The 17,464-nt window shown below is 41.3% G+C and carries 16 protein-coding genes; 3 read left to right on the top strand and 13 right to left on the bottom strand.

The window, feature by feature from the left end; translation table 11 throughout:
• Nucleotide 1 precedes the first annotated feature (1 nt).
• Both KGY70_00080 and KGY70_00075 read right to left on the bottom strand, forming a co-directional pair.
• Entirely contained in the window at nucleotides 2-2,461 is a 2,460-nt protein-coding gene (locus KGY70_00080) for a carboxypeptidase-like regulatory domain-containing protein (protein MBS3773560.1), read from the bottom strand.
• Nucleotides 2,462-2,694: 233 nt separating this feature from the next.
• On the bottom strand, nucleotides 2,695-3,465 hold the full coding sequence (locus KGY70_00075; protein MBS3773559.1) for an rRNA pseudouridine synthase: 771 nt from the start codon (nucleotides 3,463-3,465) through the stop codon (nucleotides 2,695-2,697).
• Nucleotides 3,466-3,670: 205 nt separating this feature from the next.
• On the opposite strand from KGY70_00075, the gene uvrB reads away from it, so the two are divergent.
• Nucleotides 3,671-5,707, top strand: coding sequence for an excinuclease ABC subunit UvrB (uvrB, locus tag KGY70_00070; protein ID MBS3773558.1), 2,037 nt, complete (start codon nucleotides 3,671-3,673; stop codon nucleotides 5,705-5,707).
• Nucleotides 5,708-5,721: 14 nt separating this feature from the next.
• On the opposite strand, the gene KGY70_00065 is transcribed toward uvrB, so the two are convergent.
• The 9 genes from KGY70_00065 to KGY70_00025 form a co-directional block, all read right to left on the bottom strand.
• Nucleotides 5,722-6,534 carry a glutamate racemase gene (locus KGY70_00065; GenBank protein ID MBS3773557.1) on the bottom strand — a complete coding sequence of 271 codons (813 nt, stop codon included), beginning with the start codon at nucleotides 6,532-6,534 and terminating at the stop codon, nucleotides 5,722-5,724.
• 67 nt (nucleotides 6,535-6,601) lie between these two features.
• Entirely contained in the window at nucleotides 6,602-7,120 is a 519-nt protein-coding gene (locus KGY70_00060) for an OmpH family outer membrane protein (protein ID MBS3773556.1), read from the bottom strand.
• Nucleotides 7,121-7,161: 41 nt separating this feature from the next.
• Complete coding sequence (locus KGY70_00055; GenBank protein ID MBS3773555.1) at nucleotides 7,162-7,674, bottom strand: OmpH family outer membrane protein; 513 nt, start codon at nucleotides 7,672-7,674, stop codon at nucleotides 7,162-7,164.
• Nucleotides 7,675-7,684: 10 nt separating this feature from the next.
• The gene (gene bamA / locus KGY70_00050; GenBank protein MBS3773554.1) at nucleotides 7,685-10,201 is read right to left on the bottom strand and encodes an outer membrane protein assembly factor BamA; all 2,517 of its coding nucleotides are present in this window, start codon (nucleotides 10,199-10,201) and stop codon (nucleotides 7,685-7,687) included.
• Nucleotides 10,182-10,967 (bottom strand): isoprenyl transferase, encoded by a 786-nt coding sequence (locus KGY70_00045; protein MBS3773553.1) that lies wholly within the window; start codon nucleotides 10,965-10,967, stop codon nucleotides 10,182-10,184. The genes bamA and KGY70_00045 overlap by 20 nt, the downstream gene beginning before the upstream one ends.
• A 15-nt stretch (nucleotides 10,968-10,982) precedes the next feature.
• The gene (locus KGY70_00040; GenBank protein ID MBS3773552.1) at nucleotides 10,983-11,651 is read right to left on the bottom strand and encodes a hypothetical protein; all 669 of its coding nucleotides are present in this window, start codon (nucleotides 11,649-11,651) and stop codon (nucleotides 10,983-10,985) included.
• 10 nt (nucleotides 11,652-11,661) lie between these two features.
• On the bottom strand, nucleotides 11,662-12,405 hold the full coding sequence (locus KGY70_00035) for a hypothetical protein (protein ID MBS3773551.1): 744 nt from the start codon (nucleotides 12,403-12,405) through the stop codon (nucleotides 11,662-11,664).
• A gap of 81 nt (nucleotides 12,406-12,486) precedes the next feature.
• Nucleotides 12,487-13,377, bottom strand: coding sequence for an NAD kinase (locus KGY70_00030; protein ID MBS3773550.1), 891 nt, complete (start codon nucleotides 13,375-13,377; stop codon nucleotides 12,487-12,489).
• Nucleotides 13,378-13,399: 22 nt separating this feature from the next.
• Nucleotides 13,400-14,065: a CBS domain-containing protein gene (locus tag KGY70_00025; protein MBS3773549.1), complete on the bottom strand. Its 666-nt coding sequence runs from the start codon at nucleotides 14,063-14,065 to the stop codon at nucleotides 13,400-13,402.
• Between the two features lie 83 nt (nucleotides 14,066-14,148).
• On the opposite strand from KGY70_00025, the gene KGY70_00020 reads away from it, so the two are divergent.
• Together KGY70_00020 and KGY70_00015 are read left to right on the top strand one after the other, a co-directional pair.
• The gene (locus tag KGY70_00020; protein MBS3773548.1) at nucleotides 14,149-14,862 is read left to right on the top strand and encodes a pyridoxine 5'-phosphate synthase; all 714 of its coding nucleotides are present in this window, start codon (nucleotides 14,149-14,151) and stop codon (nucleotides 14,860-14,862) included.
• Nucleotides 14,863-14,868: 6 nt separating this feature from the next.
• Nucleotides 14,869-15,684: an alpha/beta fold hydrolase gene (locus KGY70_00015; GenBank protein ID MBS3773547.1), complete on the top strand. Its 816-nt coding sequence runs from the start codon at nucleotides 14,869-14,871 to the stop codon at nucleotides 15,682-15,684.
• 52 nt (nucleotides 15,685-15,736) lie between these two features.
• Here KGY70_00015 and KGY70_00010 read toward each other — a convergent pair whose 3' ends face one another.
• Together KGY70_00010 and KGY70_00005 are read right to left on the bottom strand one after the other, a co-directional pair.
• Nucleotides 15,737-16,459: a 3'-5' exonuclease gene (locus tag KGY70_00010; protein MBS3773546.1), complete on the bottom strand. Its 723-nt coding sequence runs from the start codon at nucleotides 16,457-16,459 to the stop codon at nucleotides 15,737-15,739.
• Between the two features lie 2 nt (nucleotides 16,460-16,461).
• Nucleotides 16,462-17,334, bottom strand: coding sequence for a hypothetical protein (locus KGY70_00005; protein MBS3773545.1), 873 nt, complete (start codon nucleotides 17,332-17,334; stop codon nucleotides 16,462-16,464).
• Between the last annotated feature and the right edge of the window lie 130 nt (nucleotides 17,335-17,464).

Raw genomic sequence — 17,464 nt, 5'->3', positions numbered from 1 at the left:
TCTACAAATTGAATCCAATGGAGATTTTATAGGCCAGATTATCTGAAAATTTATCAAAGGCATAGGGACCATACCTGTAAAATATTCCAAAACCGTAATTAAACAGACTGGTCCCCAGTATATTATCAGCCATTACTCCTGTTTCAAAATACCCTTTCGCAAAGGATTGGGTATTCATTCCATCATGCCGGGAAGGTTTATTAAGCCAGCCCCATCCCAGGTTATTCAACCACATGATATTTGGACTGAAGCCTTCTTTCCGGAAGAGCAATGATTTGAAATCCTGATTTAAATAGACAGAGACAAAGCGGTCTGCCAAAAATTCAGACAACCGCATAGTGGCAAAACTATGCTCACTGTATATATTCAAACGGCTTCCATAGGATCCGTGCCCGGTATAAAGATTGAAGGCGGGAACCGGACCTCCGGTCATTCCACCCACCAATTGCATTTTGGTTTTGCCCAGGTTTTTGGTGCGGATTTCATTTGAAATTGCAGCCTCCACTTTTGTATATTCAAAATTACCGTTCAGAATATTCATACCCCGTGTAAAATTGGCATACACTACCGGAAAATCCGTTCCAAGCGAAAATTTGCCCCACGGGGTTTCTGCAAATTCCTCCTTCCAGGCAAACCGGGCTTTAAAACCGCCCTCTGTTATATGAAAATTACCCTGATACACATTTTCATCTTTCCGGAACCGGTAATCCTCGAGTGGATTCACCGTTGACTTCCGGATAAATAATTTTAACTTCAAATACTTTAAAGTTCTCAGGGAATAGCTCATCTGTCTTTCTTTCACCCAATCCATGCTTTCTACCAAATACTGTCGGTACATAGCCGGAGAAAAAACTCCCTGCTCCTTTAAAAACTGATATCCACCGGATTCTGCGACATCATTCTTATAAGTGAACTCCAGTCGGCTCTCCGATTTTTCATGAATGTTAAGCCGGAGTCTGCCACCATATTTCCAGTCCTTGTCCCGAAACCCATACCCAAAATATCCACCGGCAGAAAAGAATTCCGAAAGCTCCTCATTGGTCATCAGGCCCATTCCCAGCCTGAAGCCTTCATATTCATTATAATTTAAAAGTCTGGTAAGATCCAGATTCAGAAAAGAAACCGGATAATAACCGGTAGAGAGGGTTTTGAAGCGCTTCATCCTGGCGTCAAAATGATGTGCTTCCCCGATGCTGTCGATGACCTGATAAGTTGTGCTGTCTTTAGAAGACAGATTATCAACCCGGTATTTTCCCCAGAATTGCTCTGAGCGTTCATATGCAGAGGAAGGCACGGATATGCCGGTATTGTCAAAGTCTGATTTATCCAATGGGGGATTCATATAGATATCTCTAATATAGCTCCGGCCATCACCGACAAGGTGATAATCACGGGTAGAAGAAGAGACAAACACTTCTTTCACTCCTATCCTTGTATTCAACTGGGTAGGGAACCATCTTTCTCCTCCTATTCTGTCATATTTCTGCTGAATCTTAATGGTAAAATTCCCTGAAGAATAAACAGGTTCAGCGATAACTCTGGTAAGTGAATAATCGCAGGTATTTACATGCAACATCCCTTTAAGTCCGTCAAAATTCTTATTTTTTCTGGGTCTGAATGAAATAATTACCGCAGTATCATGAGGCTCATGGTAAAGGGTATCCTCCGTAAGGAAAAGATACCGCCTCGCACTGTTCTTACTAATCGGATTGATATAGCTTTTATCGCCTAAGGAGATGAAATTATCATAAAAAGAAAACGACTGAATCTGTGTAGCAAGAAATACCAGGGAAGGATCGCTGAACCCGGAAACTCTTGAAGCAAGAACTTGTTCATTACTATAGCCCGGGGATAGATATTTTCTCTCTGAAACCGATTCCATCATTAAAATGTGCTGTTTATCCATAAAACGCCGGAGCTTAATATCCGTAGAATCAACTGTAGTGGTATCTATTGCCATGGTATCCCCGGATGATTTTTCCGGAGTACACTCATCAATCCTGCTGGAGTCAATCGTGAACACAAATTTGTTATAGCTCCTGTAGGAAAATGCATCCATATTTTCCGGGTTATGCTCTTCCCTGTTTTTGTAAACCTTTTGAATAACCTGGACAGCCGGATTTGTTCCGGGCTTCACCACTACCTCATCCAGTGCGAAGGATTTGCTTTTCAATGCAATCGTTGACATGGAAGATTTTCTAAGACTTTCGAGGGATACGGTTTTTGAATGGTAGCCAAGATAACTGAATTTGACTGATTGAACAGAGGAGGGAATCTCAATCTGAAACTTTCCGTCGATATCGGTAGTGGTGCCTTTCGGAGGCTCACCATACAGTACATTAACAAAAGCCAGGGGTTCCCGATCATTGGCATCAATAACCTTTCCCTCAATGTTTATCCTCTGGCCAAATGAGATATGCACACTCAGAAAACAAAGTATTATCAAATATGATTTTCGCATATTATAAAGGTTTTATTTGGAAGTAAAGGAGGGAACCTACTCTAGCCCAACCCATTTAGTGTTTCTCCATACAGTCAAATTGATTTTAAAAAGTCTCGTCTAGAATGTTCGCTGGCAAAGTTTGCGAGTTTTGAATGCCAAATGTAGCGACGTAAGCCGTACGTCGCTACCAGATATAATTGACTGGCATGAAAAACGAGCGTAACACAGCCAGCGGATATTATAGACAGACTCTATTTAAATGCATTCATCTTCAATCTGTTAATCTCCTTCTGGGTCAGAAACCGCCATCTGCCGCGCTTCAGATTCTTTTTTGTAAGTCCTGCAAAATACACACGATCCAGTTTTTTTATTTTGTATCCCAGAGTCTCAAAAATCCTCCTGATCACACGATTCTGTCCTGTATGAATCTCGATACCTATCTGCGTTTTATCCTCCGGATCTACATAACTTACAGCATCCGCTGCCACAACATCATCTTCAAGCTTTACTCCTTCAGCAATTTGCTCGAGATGTGTTTTTGTTACAGGCTTGTCGAGCACTACATGATAGACCTTTTTTTTCTTATAATGGGGATGGGTCAGCCGCTTGGCCAGCTCTCCGTCATTGGTCAAAAGCAGAACGCCTGTGGTATTCCTGTCCAACCTGCCAACCGGATATATCCTCTGTGTGCATGCTCCCTTTACCAATTCCATAACAGTTTTTCGGGCATTTTTGTCTTTAACGGTGGTAACATAATCCTTGGGTTTATTCAGCAAAATATAGACAGGCCGTTCGTTTTGCAATAACTTACCTTTATAGCGAACCTCATCGGTAGATTTCACTTTTGTGCCCAGTTCCGTTACCTTTTGTTGGTTAACGGTGATTTCACCTGAGCGGATAAGCTCATCCGCCTGCCGCCGTGAACATAAACCACTATTAGCAATAAATTTGTTCAGTCTTATGAAATCATCGGCTGCGGCCTCTTTCTGTTTACTTTTATGATTTTGTCTTTTGCCCTTCATGATTTACTGATTAAAATGACCCAATCAATACCTACCACTTCATTAAATTTTACAAAGATATTAAGAAAGATTGAATTAAGGGCTTCAAAGATTTGTTTCGTTGTATCAAAAGGAAATTAAAACCAAGGTTCAAAATAATATCTTTCGTGGTCTTTGGGTTTTCAAAAAAAGGTTTTTTATTGGTCTATTCAAAAAACCGGTTTCTATGAACTACAAAATTACGTCACAATACAAACCCACAGGCGATCAGCCCGAAGCCATCAAACAACTTACGGAAGGTACTCAAAGGGGCGATCGTTTCCAGACTCTGATGGGCGTTACCGGTTCGGGTAAAACTTTTACCATTGCCAACATGATACAGAATGTCAACAAACCCGTGCTGGTGCTAAGCCACAACAAAACTCTGGCGGCCCAACTTTACGGAGAATTCAAGGAATTTTTCCCGGAAAATGCGGTAGAATATTTTGTCTCCTATTATGACTATTACCAGCCGGAGGCATACCTTCCCGTAACCGACACCTACATCGAAAAGGACCTTTCCATTAATGAAGAGATCGAAAAGCTCAGGCTGAGTGCCACTTCATCCCTTCTTTCCGGGCGCAGGGACGTAGTGGTCGTCTCCTCGGTTTCCTGTTTATATGGCATCGGCAATCCGGATGATTTCCATAAGAACACCATCCAGATCGAATCCGGCCAGGAAATCGGAAGAAATGAGTTTTTGAGGCGGCTGGTAGACAGCTTATACTCAAGAAGCGAGCTGGAGTTCAAACCCGGTAATTTTCGGGTGAACGGTGACACGGTAGATGTATTCCTGGCCTACAGCGATCATGCCTACCGCGTTACCTTCTGGGGAGATGAGGTTGATGAAATTGAAAAGTATGATCCGTATAACAACAGTACTATAGCTATGGTGGACAGTGCCACCGTTTTTCCGGCAAACATTTTTGTAACCACCAAAGAAAGGATGCATAATGCCATCAAACAGATCCAGCTTGACCTGCAGGACCAAATCCAGTATTTCAAAGACCAGGGAAGGGAGCTGGAGGCCAAACGCATCAAGCAAAGAACGGAATACGACCTTGAGATGATCCGGGAGCTCGGCTACTGTCCCGGCATTGAAAATTACAGCCGCTATTTCGACGGCCGCTCGCCTGGCTCCAGGCCTTTCTGCCTGCTCGACTATTTTCCCGATGATTTCATTATCGTTGTAGATGAAAGCCACGTAACCATTCCCCAGATCCATGCCATGTTCGGTGGAGACTATTCACGAAAAAAGACACTGGTGGAATATGGTTTTCGACTCCCGGCAGCCGTGGACAACCGTCCACTGAAATTCGGGGAGTTTGAGAACCTCCTCAACCAGGTGGTCTTTGTCAGCGCTACCCCTGCAAATTACGAACTGGAAAAGAGCGGCGGCGTAGTTGTTGAACAGGTAATCAGACCTACCGGGCTGCTGGACCCGGAAATAGAAGTACGGCCCACCCTCAACCAGATCGACGACCTGATGGAAGAGGTGCGCAAACGCACGAAAAACGACCAGCGGGTGCTGGTTACTACACTGACCAAAAGGATGGCGGAAGAACTGACGAAATACCTGACGCGGTTCAACGTCAAATGCAGGTACATCCATTCGGACATTGATACGCTGGAACGGGTGGAGATAATGGACGGGCTGAGAAACGGCACATTCGACGTGCTTATCGGCGTGAACCTGCTGCGTGAAGGGCTCGATCTGCCAGAAGTATCACTTGTAGCCATTCTGGATGCCGACAAAGAAGGATTTCTGAGATCCACCGTATCCCTCACCCAAACGGCAGGCAGGGCGGCCAGGCATCTGGAAGGAAAAGTCATCATGTATGCCGATAAAATTACCCGCTCCATGCAGCAGACCATTGACGAGACCAACCGCAGAAGGGAAAAGCAGCTTGCCTACAACGAAAAACACAACATAACTCCCAAACAAATCGAAAAAGCCTCCCGCTCGGTAATGGCAGATTACAGGGAAAAAATCGGACAATACCAGCCGCGGCCTTATACAGAACCTCAGGAACTGGATACCGCTGCCGATCCGGTAGTGCAGTATATGAACCAAGAAGCCCTGGAAAAAGCCATCGAGAAAAACAAAAAAGGCATGGAGAAAGCCGCTTCCGAGCTTGACTTCAAAGAAGCAGCCCGATTGAGGGACGAGATGTATGAATTACAGGACAGGCTGGCCCAGCTTACAAAAGAAAAATCAAAATAAGCTGTATCTAATTCCTATTCCTTCCAGATGTTCTTTTTTTCCAGATGGATGGGGTCATCAAAGAACATCCGGGCGATGGATTCAAAGTATTCGGTGTAATCGGATACATAAAACACATGCTCCGGATTTTTCTGATCGCTTAAAAGGTTATGCTCTTCAAGCAATTCCTGAAGGTAGCGTGCTACAATATTGCCTGAATCTACAACATCCACCTTAAAACCGAAAAATCTCCTGATCTGATTTTTTATGATAGGATAATGGGTACATCCCAAAATCAGGGATTGGATATCCTCCAGCTTTTTATCCGAAAGATAAGCCCTTATTATGGCATTACTGATGTCGTCATAAACAAAACCCTCTTCAATCATTGGTACAAACAGCGGGGTAGCCAAAGAGCTCACCTTTATATGGTTATCCTTCTCAATAATCTTGTGTTTGTAAGTATCGCTTTTTATGGTGGCCTTGGTTCCAATCACGCCTATCTTTTCGCCTGAAAAATGTCCGGCAATATAGTTGACCACCGGATCGATCACATTCACCAGGAAAACACTGTTATCCAGATGACCGGCAAGCTCATGATAGGCCACTGCCGATGCGGTATTGCAAGCAATTAAAACGACTTTCACATTTTTTTCCAAAAGAAAATCGGTAATCCGGGTAGAATATTCAATAATGGTTTCATTGGATTTATCGCCATAAGGGAGGTGGGCGGTATCTCCGAAATAGATAATGCGTTCATTGGGCAACAAATATTTAATGGCAGCAGCTACCGTCAGGCCTCCCACTCCTGAATCGAAAATCCCTATAGGTTGTTCGGGTTTTAACATGAGATGTCCAAAATGAAAAAAAAGACCATCCCGTGAGATGGCCTATTATTCTACCATTCATTAACTACTACTGTAGCCCGAGCTCTTTCTGAACAAGCGGCATCACATTTTCGCTTTGGTCGGACTGATAAACGATAGCGCCTGCGCTGGTATCGAAGATATAAATATAGCCATTTTCTTCTCCAACACGCTGTATGGCATTTTCGATCTTATTCATCAGGGGTTCCATCAATTCCTGCTGTTTCTGCTGCATATCTTGCTGAGCAGTTGACTGAAACTCCTGTATCCGGCCTTGCATTTGTTGCAGCTCCTTTTCCTTGGATTTCCTTACCATTTCCGAATAATTGGTTCGATTTTTCTGGTATTGCTGCAATTTTTGCGAATATTCCTGCTGCATGGTTTGCATCTCCCGCTGAAGCATTTTTTGGTATTCCTGCATCTCCTTTTGGATGCTGTCTCTTTCAGGCATCATACTCATAAGCTCGGATACATTAATGTGCCCGAATTTTAACTCCTGAGACTGTGCAAAACTAACAGCAGGAAAAACAAACGCTATTAATAATAATGATAAAACAACTCGCTTCATAATTTACTGGTTTTTAAATATTGATTAATTAATTGATGAATTTAATTTTTATATCCCAATTCTTGCAGAACATCATCGCTTTTGTCATAATTCGGATCGGTATAGAGCATATTTGACTTACCTGCGGCATCAAAAATCACCGCATAGTTACCTCTGCTGGCAATGTTTTCAATAGCACTATATACTTCTTCCTGTATGGGCTGCACCAAATCCTGTCTTTTCTGATAAAGCTCACCCTTCGGGCCAAAATATTTCCTCTGCAATTTCTGTATTTCCTCTCTCTTTTTATTGATTTCTTCTTGTCTCCTTTGCTTCATTTCATCTGTAAGCAACACTTTTTCGCTTTGAAACTCCTTCTCCATCTCATCCAGCTCTTCCTTTTTTGTTTCAAGCTCCTGCTGCCATTCATAGGAAAGTTGGTCCAGCTTTTCCTGAGCGGCATTATAAGCAGGGATGTTGGTCAAAATATATTCGGTATTCACATAAGCATATCTTTGTGCGTATGTTACGGAGCCAATACAAATCAACAAAAATATGAGCATTGATTTCCGCATAGCCTCAACCTTAAAATTGCTGTCCGATCACAAAATGGAACTGTCCACCGCTTGCGTCGGGCCTGCCCGGTATATCATCAAATCCGTAACCCCAGTCGATTCCCAATAGTCCGAACATGGGGAGAAAGGCCCTCAGGCCGATTCCTGCAGATCTTTTCAGCGATAAAGGATCGAACTCATCAAAGTTAAACCAGGCATTCCCCGCCTCGGCAAAGGCCAATACGTAAATGGTGGCCTGCCGTTTTAGTGATACGGGATACCTCAGCTCCATATAGTTTCTTTCGTAAATATTACCTGCTTTTTTATTATCCACAATAGGTGTCAGTGAACTATTCTCATATCCGCGTAATGCAATGGTTTCGCGTCCATATAAATTGTAGCCTGATATACCGTCACCTCCAACATCAAAGGTACCAAACGGACTGTGGCCTATATCCGGATTGTAATATCCCAGGTAGCCGAACTCTGTGTTGATAGCCAATACTAAATCGTCAAACAATCTTTGGTACCACTCGCCTTTATATGTCCATTTATGATATTCGACCCACTCATATTTCTCTGCTTGGGTAGCCGTTTTGTAATTGATGTCTGTAAACATGGAATATGGCGGGGTAATTTTCAGTGTAAGCATGAACTTTGAACCACTCCGGGGATAAATCGGCTGAGATACGGAGTTTCTTCCGAAAGTGGTACTAAAACTCAAGTTATTTGATATACCATCTTGCATAATAAAGCGGCCTCTGGTCCAATCGTTCAGGTTATATCGCTCATAGCTCAATGAATTGCTTAAGATAAAATAGTCATCCGGCCATTCAAGCCTTTGCCGCAGTCCGACAGATCCGCCGGTGATTTTAAAAGAAGATTCATTGGTGGACCCCCCCCGAAAGTATCTACCAATGTAACCCGCAGTATTTTGTATCGAACGATAGGCTGAAACGGAAAAATTATTTGGTTTTTTGCCACCCAGCCAGGGTTCTTGAAAAGAGATGCTATAGTTTTGATAATAACTTCCGTTGGTTCTTGCACGAACAGATAAAGTCTGGCCGTCTCCTGAAGGAACAGGCTTCCAGGCATCTTTCTCAAAAAGCCGCCGGGCGGAAAAATTATTAAAGGTAATTCCTATGGTACCAACAAACATACCGGCACCCCAGCCTCCGGATATTTCAAGCTGGTCGTTGGGCTTTTCCACCAATGAATAATTCAGGTCGACTTCACCCCTGGACTGGTTGATATTAATGGGCTCAATACCCATCTGTTCGGGATCAAAATGACCCAGTTGAGCCAATTCCCTCTGGGACCTCTGGATGGCTGATCTGTTAAAAAGATCACCCGGTTGAGTCCTCAATTCTCTCCGTACCACATGTTCATTGGTTTTGGTATTGCCTTCGATAATGACCCTGTTCAGTTGGGCCTGTTTCCCTTCCCGTATTCTGACTTCAATATTCACCGAATCTTCTTCTATCTTTGATATAACGGGGTTGGCATTGAAAAACAAATATCCGTTATCCATATACAAATTGCCCACAGCATCTTCCGCCGCATTAATCCGCTCATTTAATAAAGCCATATCAAAAGGATCTCCTTTATCTATTTTAAGCCTTTGCATGAGCATCCCCGAAGGATAAACTGTATTTCCGGTCCAGTTGATATCGCCGAAGAAATATTGTTTGCCTTCATGAATTTCCATATGAATCTTAATGCGGTCTTCACTCACTGCATAAACGGTATCATCTACGATACGGGCATCCCGGTAACCATTCTCCCTGTATTTGTCCAGAACAATCTCCTTATCTTCTTCATATTTATCGGGAAGAAATTTTGAGCCCTGGAAAATATTCCAGTTCTTTTTATGGGTATGCTCCATGGCCCTTCTCAATTCACCGTCGTCAAAAACCTCATTGCCTGAGAAAGTGATGTCCTTGATCTTCACCTTCTCGTTCTTATCCACATTGATATTTAGAGCCACCCGGTTGTTGCGGGTGGTATCATCCACCTTGGTTACCTGTATTTCCGTGTTCAGGTATTTTTTATCGTAGAAATATTCCTGGATGGTTTCTTTGATGTTGTTAATCACATTACGGTTGACCTGGCTTCCCTGATTCAGCTTAAGCTCTTCCCGGATGTCTTTTTCTTCCCGGTTACGAACACCCGTAATATCAAAGGCTGAAAGCCGGGGTTGTTCCTGAAGATGTATTGCCAGGGAAACGGAATCTTTATTTATTTCCCGGGTAAAAATCTTGACATCTGAGAACAATCCCTGTGACCAAAGGTTATTTATGGCTTGGGTAATTCTTTCACCGGGAATGGTTATTCGCTCTCCCTGCCTTAAACCTGAAAGGTTTGCCAGAATTTGCTTATCCAGGTATCTTACGCCTTCCACATCAATTGACTTGATATAGTATTCCTGAGGGTCTGAATAATCAAACACCTCATAATCCGTTTTCGTTTCCTGTGATAAAGCAATGTTCTGCAGAAATATAAATAAGCCTAATATAAACGCAATCTTCTTAACCATAATGGGCTGCATTGTTTTTCTTTTTATTCGACTTTTGCGGGTCATCGAGCTGATCACTTGTTTTTCCAAACCTTCTCTCCCTGTTTTGGTAGTTTACAATTGCCTCATAAAAATTTTCCTTTCTAAAATCGGGCCAAAGTACTTCTGTAAAATATAATTCTGTATAAGCCATCTGCCACAATAAAAAATTGCTGAGCCGGCGTTCTCCGCTGGTCCTGATCAAAAGATCGGGATCGGGTATTTCTTTGGTTTCCAAATATTTTTTAGCGGTTTCAATATCAAGATTGGCATCTGTGTTTCCCTGCTTCACATCATGCCCGAAATGCTTCATGGCTTCAGCCAATTCCCAGCGTGCACTGTAATTCAATGCCAATACAAGCCGTAATCCTTTATTCCCGGAAGTCTTCTGCTTGGCTTCTTTGATCTTCTCCTGAACCTTCTCCGGAAGTCCCGCAAGATCACCAATAGATAACAAACGGATGTTATTTTCCATAAGGGTTTTGATTTCACTATCAATGGTGGAAATCAACAATGACATCAGTGCATCGATCTCGCGATTGGGACGGTTCCAGTTTTCCCGGGAAAATGCATATAAAGTAATGTAGGAAACCCCCAACTCTGCTGCGGCTTCCACCGTTTCGCGCACCGATTTTACTCCGTTCTTATGTCCAAAAATTCGCTGGTTACCTCTTTTCTTAGCCCATCGACCATTGCCGTCCATAATGACGGCTATATGCCGTGGTAATCTTTCCTTATTTATTTGTTCTTTTGTAGCCATAGATCCATCAAAAAGTTATTCCTCATAAGTGGGACATGGAATTTGTTCTCTAAAAGGTTTAAACGTCACAAAAAGAAAGCCGTGATGGTACCAATCATCGTTATGTATTAACGATTGATTCCCTACTTCTGAAACATTAACAACCCCATCCATATTGTCATAAAAGATTTTTTTTGCTGTCCACTTTATTCCTATCGAAAAGCGTTCAAAGATATTATATTTAATTCCCAATCCAAAAGGAATTGTAACCGGAAATTTATTTGACAGATCATTCGGGAAATGACTGATACCCACTCCTGCAAAAACAAAGGGGGTGAAATTACGCTTTTTGATGTTGTAGCTCTCGTATGGGAAGAAATTGAATTCAGCCGTCAGCGACAGATCTACCTGACGGTTACTGAATGAACTTATATCCCCATCTGTTGGTAAATTATACCGTTCCACATATTTCGTACTTCCTCTGAGCGGATTATAGGAACCCATAAGCTGAAATGAATAGCGCAAATTCTGATCCGACTTGATCCCCAATCCGATGGCCGGCGAAGGGGCAAAAAACGGGTTGGTTTTATTCATATCCCCCATATAATGGGAAGTTCCCCCATAGAAGCCGATGGCTAAATCATCCTGAGCATAAATGCCTGTTAAAAAAAAGTAAAAAACAATAAGAAGAATTAATCTACTCATTGAACGCCCGTTATGGTGTGAACCCTCTGTTAGAATAGTTTTCAATTTTCATTATAACGTTTAATGAGGAGAAATAGTATGAATCCGGCCAGTTTGAATATTTGGAAGTATAACCATCAATAAGATCCGTGGTGGTGAAACGACGGCCTATTTCCAGACCCAACAGGATGTTATTGCTTAAGGGATATTTAATTCCAGCCCCTATGGGGACAACCAGGGCAAAATTGGTACCGTTATCAAAGCGATCACTCCCATCCAGCTCAGCTTTAGGCAAAGGTTCAAAATAACTGCCACCAAGCCCACCAAAAAAATAGGTATTTAAATTGGCTTTGTTACTTTTCAATCCATCCCCAAAGTTTCCCAATGAATAATTAACAGGGATGTTTTCGGGTATAACGGAATATTCATATCGTGCACTGAATTCATACAATGAAGTGATGAAGGCATAGTTTCTTGAAGCATTTTCAGTACCTTCATCCGAACCTTCCAGATAACCAAACGTGAGTTTCCCTTTTATGTTTTCCCTTTCAGTTAACCTATACCTGCCGCCAATACTAACATTTGGGCGAACATAAGATAAATTGACGGCTCTCAGACCAGGAAAACCGCTCCTTTTTTCAATATCACCGTAGTAATCGGTTCCTCCAAAACCCACAATTAATTCGGTCCTGCGCAGTTTCCATTTCTGAGAAAAGGAGGTTAACGGTAACAGTAAGATGATGATCAATGTAATATACTTCAATGCCTTTCTCATGTTATTAAATCCTTTTACCTGATTTTACCAATAAACATGGTACTTCATTATTAAAAAACAATACAATTATAAAGATTATTTTCATTTTTCTGAATAATTTCTTGTATCAACCCCCCACATCAGCTTATTCCTCAAAGTTGTATTAAAATCTGCATTGTCCAGCCGAAGGACTTGCATGGAAAACCCGGCTTTTTTCACTGTAATGTTCATTATCTTATTGACAATTGCTGAACGGTGATCCATGGATATCAGATATTTTGAAGAACGACACTCCGGTTTCAATACAATTTCACTATCATCAGATACTACGATAGGACGTACCGTAAGGTTATGGGGTGCAATAGGAGAAATAATAAAATCTTGAGTATTAGGTAAAACAATGGGGCCTCCCACACTTAAAGAGTATGCCGTTGAGCCGGTAGGAGTGGCAATAATCAATCCATCAGCCCAATAAGTGTTTAAATATTTTCCGTTCAGATAAACATGAACGGTAACCATTTGAGAATCTTTTTTCTGTATGGTCATGTCATTCAATGCATAACTGAATTCCGGAAAGATGGCATCCCCGGAAGTCAGATAAAGCAAGGAACGCTTCTCAACCGTGTATTTGCTATAATACAGGGATTCTACTGCTTGCGAAATTTCTTCTTTGGCTATATTTGCCAGGAATCCCAATTTCCCTGTATTGATACCAATAACAGGAATATCGGTTTCTCTAACCAAAGACACGGTATCCAGCAATGTGCCATCTCCCCCTATGCTGATAAGAAAGTCCATTTTCTCATCAATATCTTTATATCCGGTAAAAGTGTTGTTTACTGACGGATGAAACTGGTACCGATCAATCATGTAAGATAAAAAATCCCGATAAACATCTATTTGGAAGCCATAATGATTCAGAAGCTGAAAAAAATCCTGGATGTAACGGAGAAAACTCTGATCAAATGTTCTGCCATAAACAGCAACTTTCATAATGGTAATGATTTAACAGATTTTAAGTATTCAAATATCGCATCAGATGATCGAAGCGGGAGTTATACAGGTCCTCCTGCTGGTCAACTTCCATAAACGAGGCTTTTACCTCATAATCATACCGATTGAACGTCTGGATAATGGAGGTAAGATCAGAAACATTCAATTTAAGTGTAACTTCAATCCGAACCGAATCGGGCTGAGACTTGATATACAGGCTCAGTATTTTGGCATCGTTTGATTCCACGATCTGGGCAATTTCACTTAATGAATAATCATTAATATGCAGATCAAGCACTATGATTCCTCCGCTTTTTTCTATGGCTGACAACCTTGCAAAATAATGCATCAGGTTCACCATTTTGATCATCCCCATATATTCATCCTCCTCACTGATAACCGGAATCACGGTAAGTCTCAACCTTGAAGCCACTTCAAGCACTTCATAGGGATGCTGATTGGCATAAACATAAGGCCTGAAAAGAGAAAGTCGATGATTCCCAATGGGTTCTTCCGGCGAGTTCAATTCATATATATCGTCTTCCGCTATTAATCCCAGCAATTTTTGGTTATTAACAATGGGGAGGTGGGAAACTTTATAAAAAACCATCCAGTTTAAAGCCTCTAATCCCGTATCAGAGGTTTTAACAGGAGCAATATCGTCTGAAATTAAATCTTTGGCTACCATATAAAGTTTCTTTAAAAACGTTAATTTTGCAATTCTAAACTAACGTTTCATTCAATTGTTCTATTTTAATTCGTGCAAAAATCATGACAAGATTAAGTGTAAATATAAACAAAATTGCCACACTTAGAAATGCAAGGGGAGGTAATATTCCAAACGTTCCGGAGGCGGCTAAAAACTGTGAAAGATTCGGAGCTCAGGGGATTACGGTACATCCCAGGCCGGACGAAAGGCATATACGCTACCAGGATGTCAGGAACATCAAACCGGGAATAACGACCGAATTCAATATAGAGGGCTATCCTTCGGAGAATTTTTTACAACTGGTTAAAGAAGTCAGGCCTGACCAGGTAACAATGGTACCGGACTCCCCGAATAACCTGACTTCTAACCAGGGATGGGACACCATTAACAACAAGAACTTTCTGAAGCAAGTGATTAAAGAATTGCATTCTGTCAACATCAGGACTTCCATTTTTATTGAAACCGATCACGAACAGATCAGAAATGCCACTGAGACGGGTACTGACCGGGTTGAACTTTATACGGAACCTTATGCAAGGAAATTTCCCATAAACAAGGAAGAAGCCATAGCTCCTTTTATAAAGGCTGCGGAAATAGCCAACGAAGAGGGTCTGGGGCTGAATGCCGGCCACGATCTGAATCTGGATAACCTGCATTATTTTAAAGAAAATATTCCGGGATTACTGGAGGTCTCCATCGGCCATGCACTGATAGCCGATGCTCTGTATTACGGACTGGAAAATACCATACAACTGTATCTCAGACAATTAAAGTAAAGATTTATGGATTTGTATTTCAGACAAATGGGGGAAGGAGAACCGCTTATCATTCTGCATGGACTGTATGGTTCCTCAGACAACTGGATGAATATAGGTAAAACCCTCTCGGAATTCCATTCGGTTTATCTTGTAGATCAGAGGAATCATGGGCATTCACCCCATAGTGACAAGCACAACTATTATGTAATGCGGGATGACCTGTTCGAGTTCATGGAAAACCAAGGCATAAAAAAAGCAAATATAATGGGGCATTCTATGGGAGGAAAAACAGCCCTTTTCTTTGCAGTGAACTACCCCGAAATGGTTCGTAAACTGATTGTAGTGGATATTGCCCCTACAGCCTACCAGATGTTGACAAAATCAAATCCCGGCACCCTGAATCACTTAAACATTATCAACGCATTATACAATCTGGATCTAAACCAGATCAGCACGTTAAAAGAGGCCGACAGTTATTTAGCCGAAATCATACCGTATCAAAGGGTGAGGCAATTCCTGTTGAAAAACCTGAAACGAGATAAGGACGGAACATTCAGATGGCTATTGAACCTCAAAGCCTTGCGCAATGAGTTGCCCTCTATTCTGGACGGCCTGAATCCTGACAAGCACCAAAACCACACGGAAATTTTTTCGTTTCCCGTATTGTTTATTAAAGGCGAAAAATCCGAATACATTCAGGAGAAAGACAAGGAATCTATTTTGAAGATTTTCCCCCATGCCCGCATTCAGACTATAGAAAATGCGGGGCACTGGGTACATGCTGAAAAAAGAGAAAAGTTTCTGGAAACAGTCAGGAACTTTCTTTCTCCGGTTGAATAATTTCAATGATCAATCCGGTCCGTCATAAAATCCACAACCAGAATAAAACCGATCATTCGGTTACATATTCGACATGCTCCGGATCAATCAAATCCATCCCCTTATAACGCAAAAATAGCTGGGCCACTGTCATGGCATCTTTTTCACAATAACGTACAATCCGGGAAAGATCCTGATCCTGCCAGTATATTTTTCCGACCATGCTTCCGTCAATATCGTCTTTGGGCGTGGGAATGTCGAATTTATAGGCAAGCAGGTCGAGACTGGTATAATTTTTATAATCCCCGAACTTCCACAATTCCATGGTATCCAAAAATGGTACTTCCCAGGGCTTTTTACCCGGAACATTCAGTATTTCCGGAACAGGAAGCCCATTAATTAACAATCTTCTGATTATATAAGGAAAATCAAATTCCTTTCCATTATGGGCACATAGATAAACATCCGATTTGTTGGAAAATTTATTCACCATGCCTGTAAATTCGCTCAGAAGATTTTTCTCATCATCGCCGTAGAATGATTTAACCCGAATTCCGTATGTACCGGATCGATTAACGATCAATCCAACTGAAATACATATGACTTTACCAAACTCGGCATAAATTCCGGCTTTTGAATATGTATCCGCCGCCGTCTCCTCATCCTCTCTAATCCTTGAGGCCTTTTTCTGCCACAATTCCTCTTCTTTCTCCGGCAAATCACTATATGAGGAAAACCGTGGTACGGTTTCTATATCCAGAAACAATATTTTTTCAGGATTATATTGTTCAAGCATAATCAGAAAATAAATATTCCACCTTCTGCTTTTGTTTTGATTTTTCGGAGATCCTTTGCCAGAAGGCCGTCAGGTCTTCTCCCCTTTTTTATATTGTGATAATCAAAGTAATACATCCTGGCATCCTCTATTCCCATTAATATTTTATAACAGCGGGCGCGGTATCTTGTACCCTGGGGTCCCACTTTATGTAAAAATACCACATCTTCCCTTTTTTCCTTAATGGCTTGTTTTAACTCATCCCTGCTCACAAGCTTAAATGGAAAGGGATAATATTCTTCGATCTTCTCCCTTGTATTTACTTCTTCGGCCAATTCATCCTCAATCAGATAAAGTGTTTTGTCCTTGATATCTTCCAGATTTTTCTCATAATAGTCCAGATCTTCTTCGATAATATCGGAATCCTGCTTCATGTTTTCCAAGTGCCTCTGCATGAACCTAACAACAACATCCAGTTTATAAACCCAGTAATCCTCATCCACCTGCCGGTAAGAGAGTGGCAAGGCAGATAATGAAGTCATCTGCTTCAAATTATTCTTCCTATCTCCTTTCAAAAGACTTAGAAACCGATACCGTACTTTGGTTTTATCTCTTTCAAATACAACAAAATTTGGAATTAAAAAGAAATGATCCGGATTGCTCCTCATCTCTTCAAATTCATTACGCTCAATAAATTCATAATCAGTTATATCCCAGCTGTTTTTAATCGCCTCCTTCAGCCTGATATTATAGGAGGAAGTTGGATTGGGATCTAAAACAATATAAGTCTGAGTATTAAAAAAATCATTCAATTCCTGAACAGTTGGTGCCTCGTCTTGCGAGAATACACTGAAAGAAAAAGCAATCATAATGACAAAGAAAAGTACCTTCTTCATAGCATACATATTTTAAATGGTTATTGCAACAAAATTAATTTAACAGTCAAAAATAAAAAGAAAATGCAAAAATTTTACTTTACAACATTTTAATAAACACAATGATTTTATTTCTTTCTTTACTCTTTAA

The organism is Bacteroidales bacterium (genome assembly GCA_018334875.1).
In the GTDB taxonomy this organism is placed as follows: domain Bacteria; phylum Bacteroidota; class Bacteroidia; order Bacteroidales; family UBA12077; genus JAGXLC01.
Note: the sequence above shows the minus strand (reverse complement) of the source record. Positions and strands in the feature narration are given on the sequence as shown.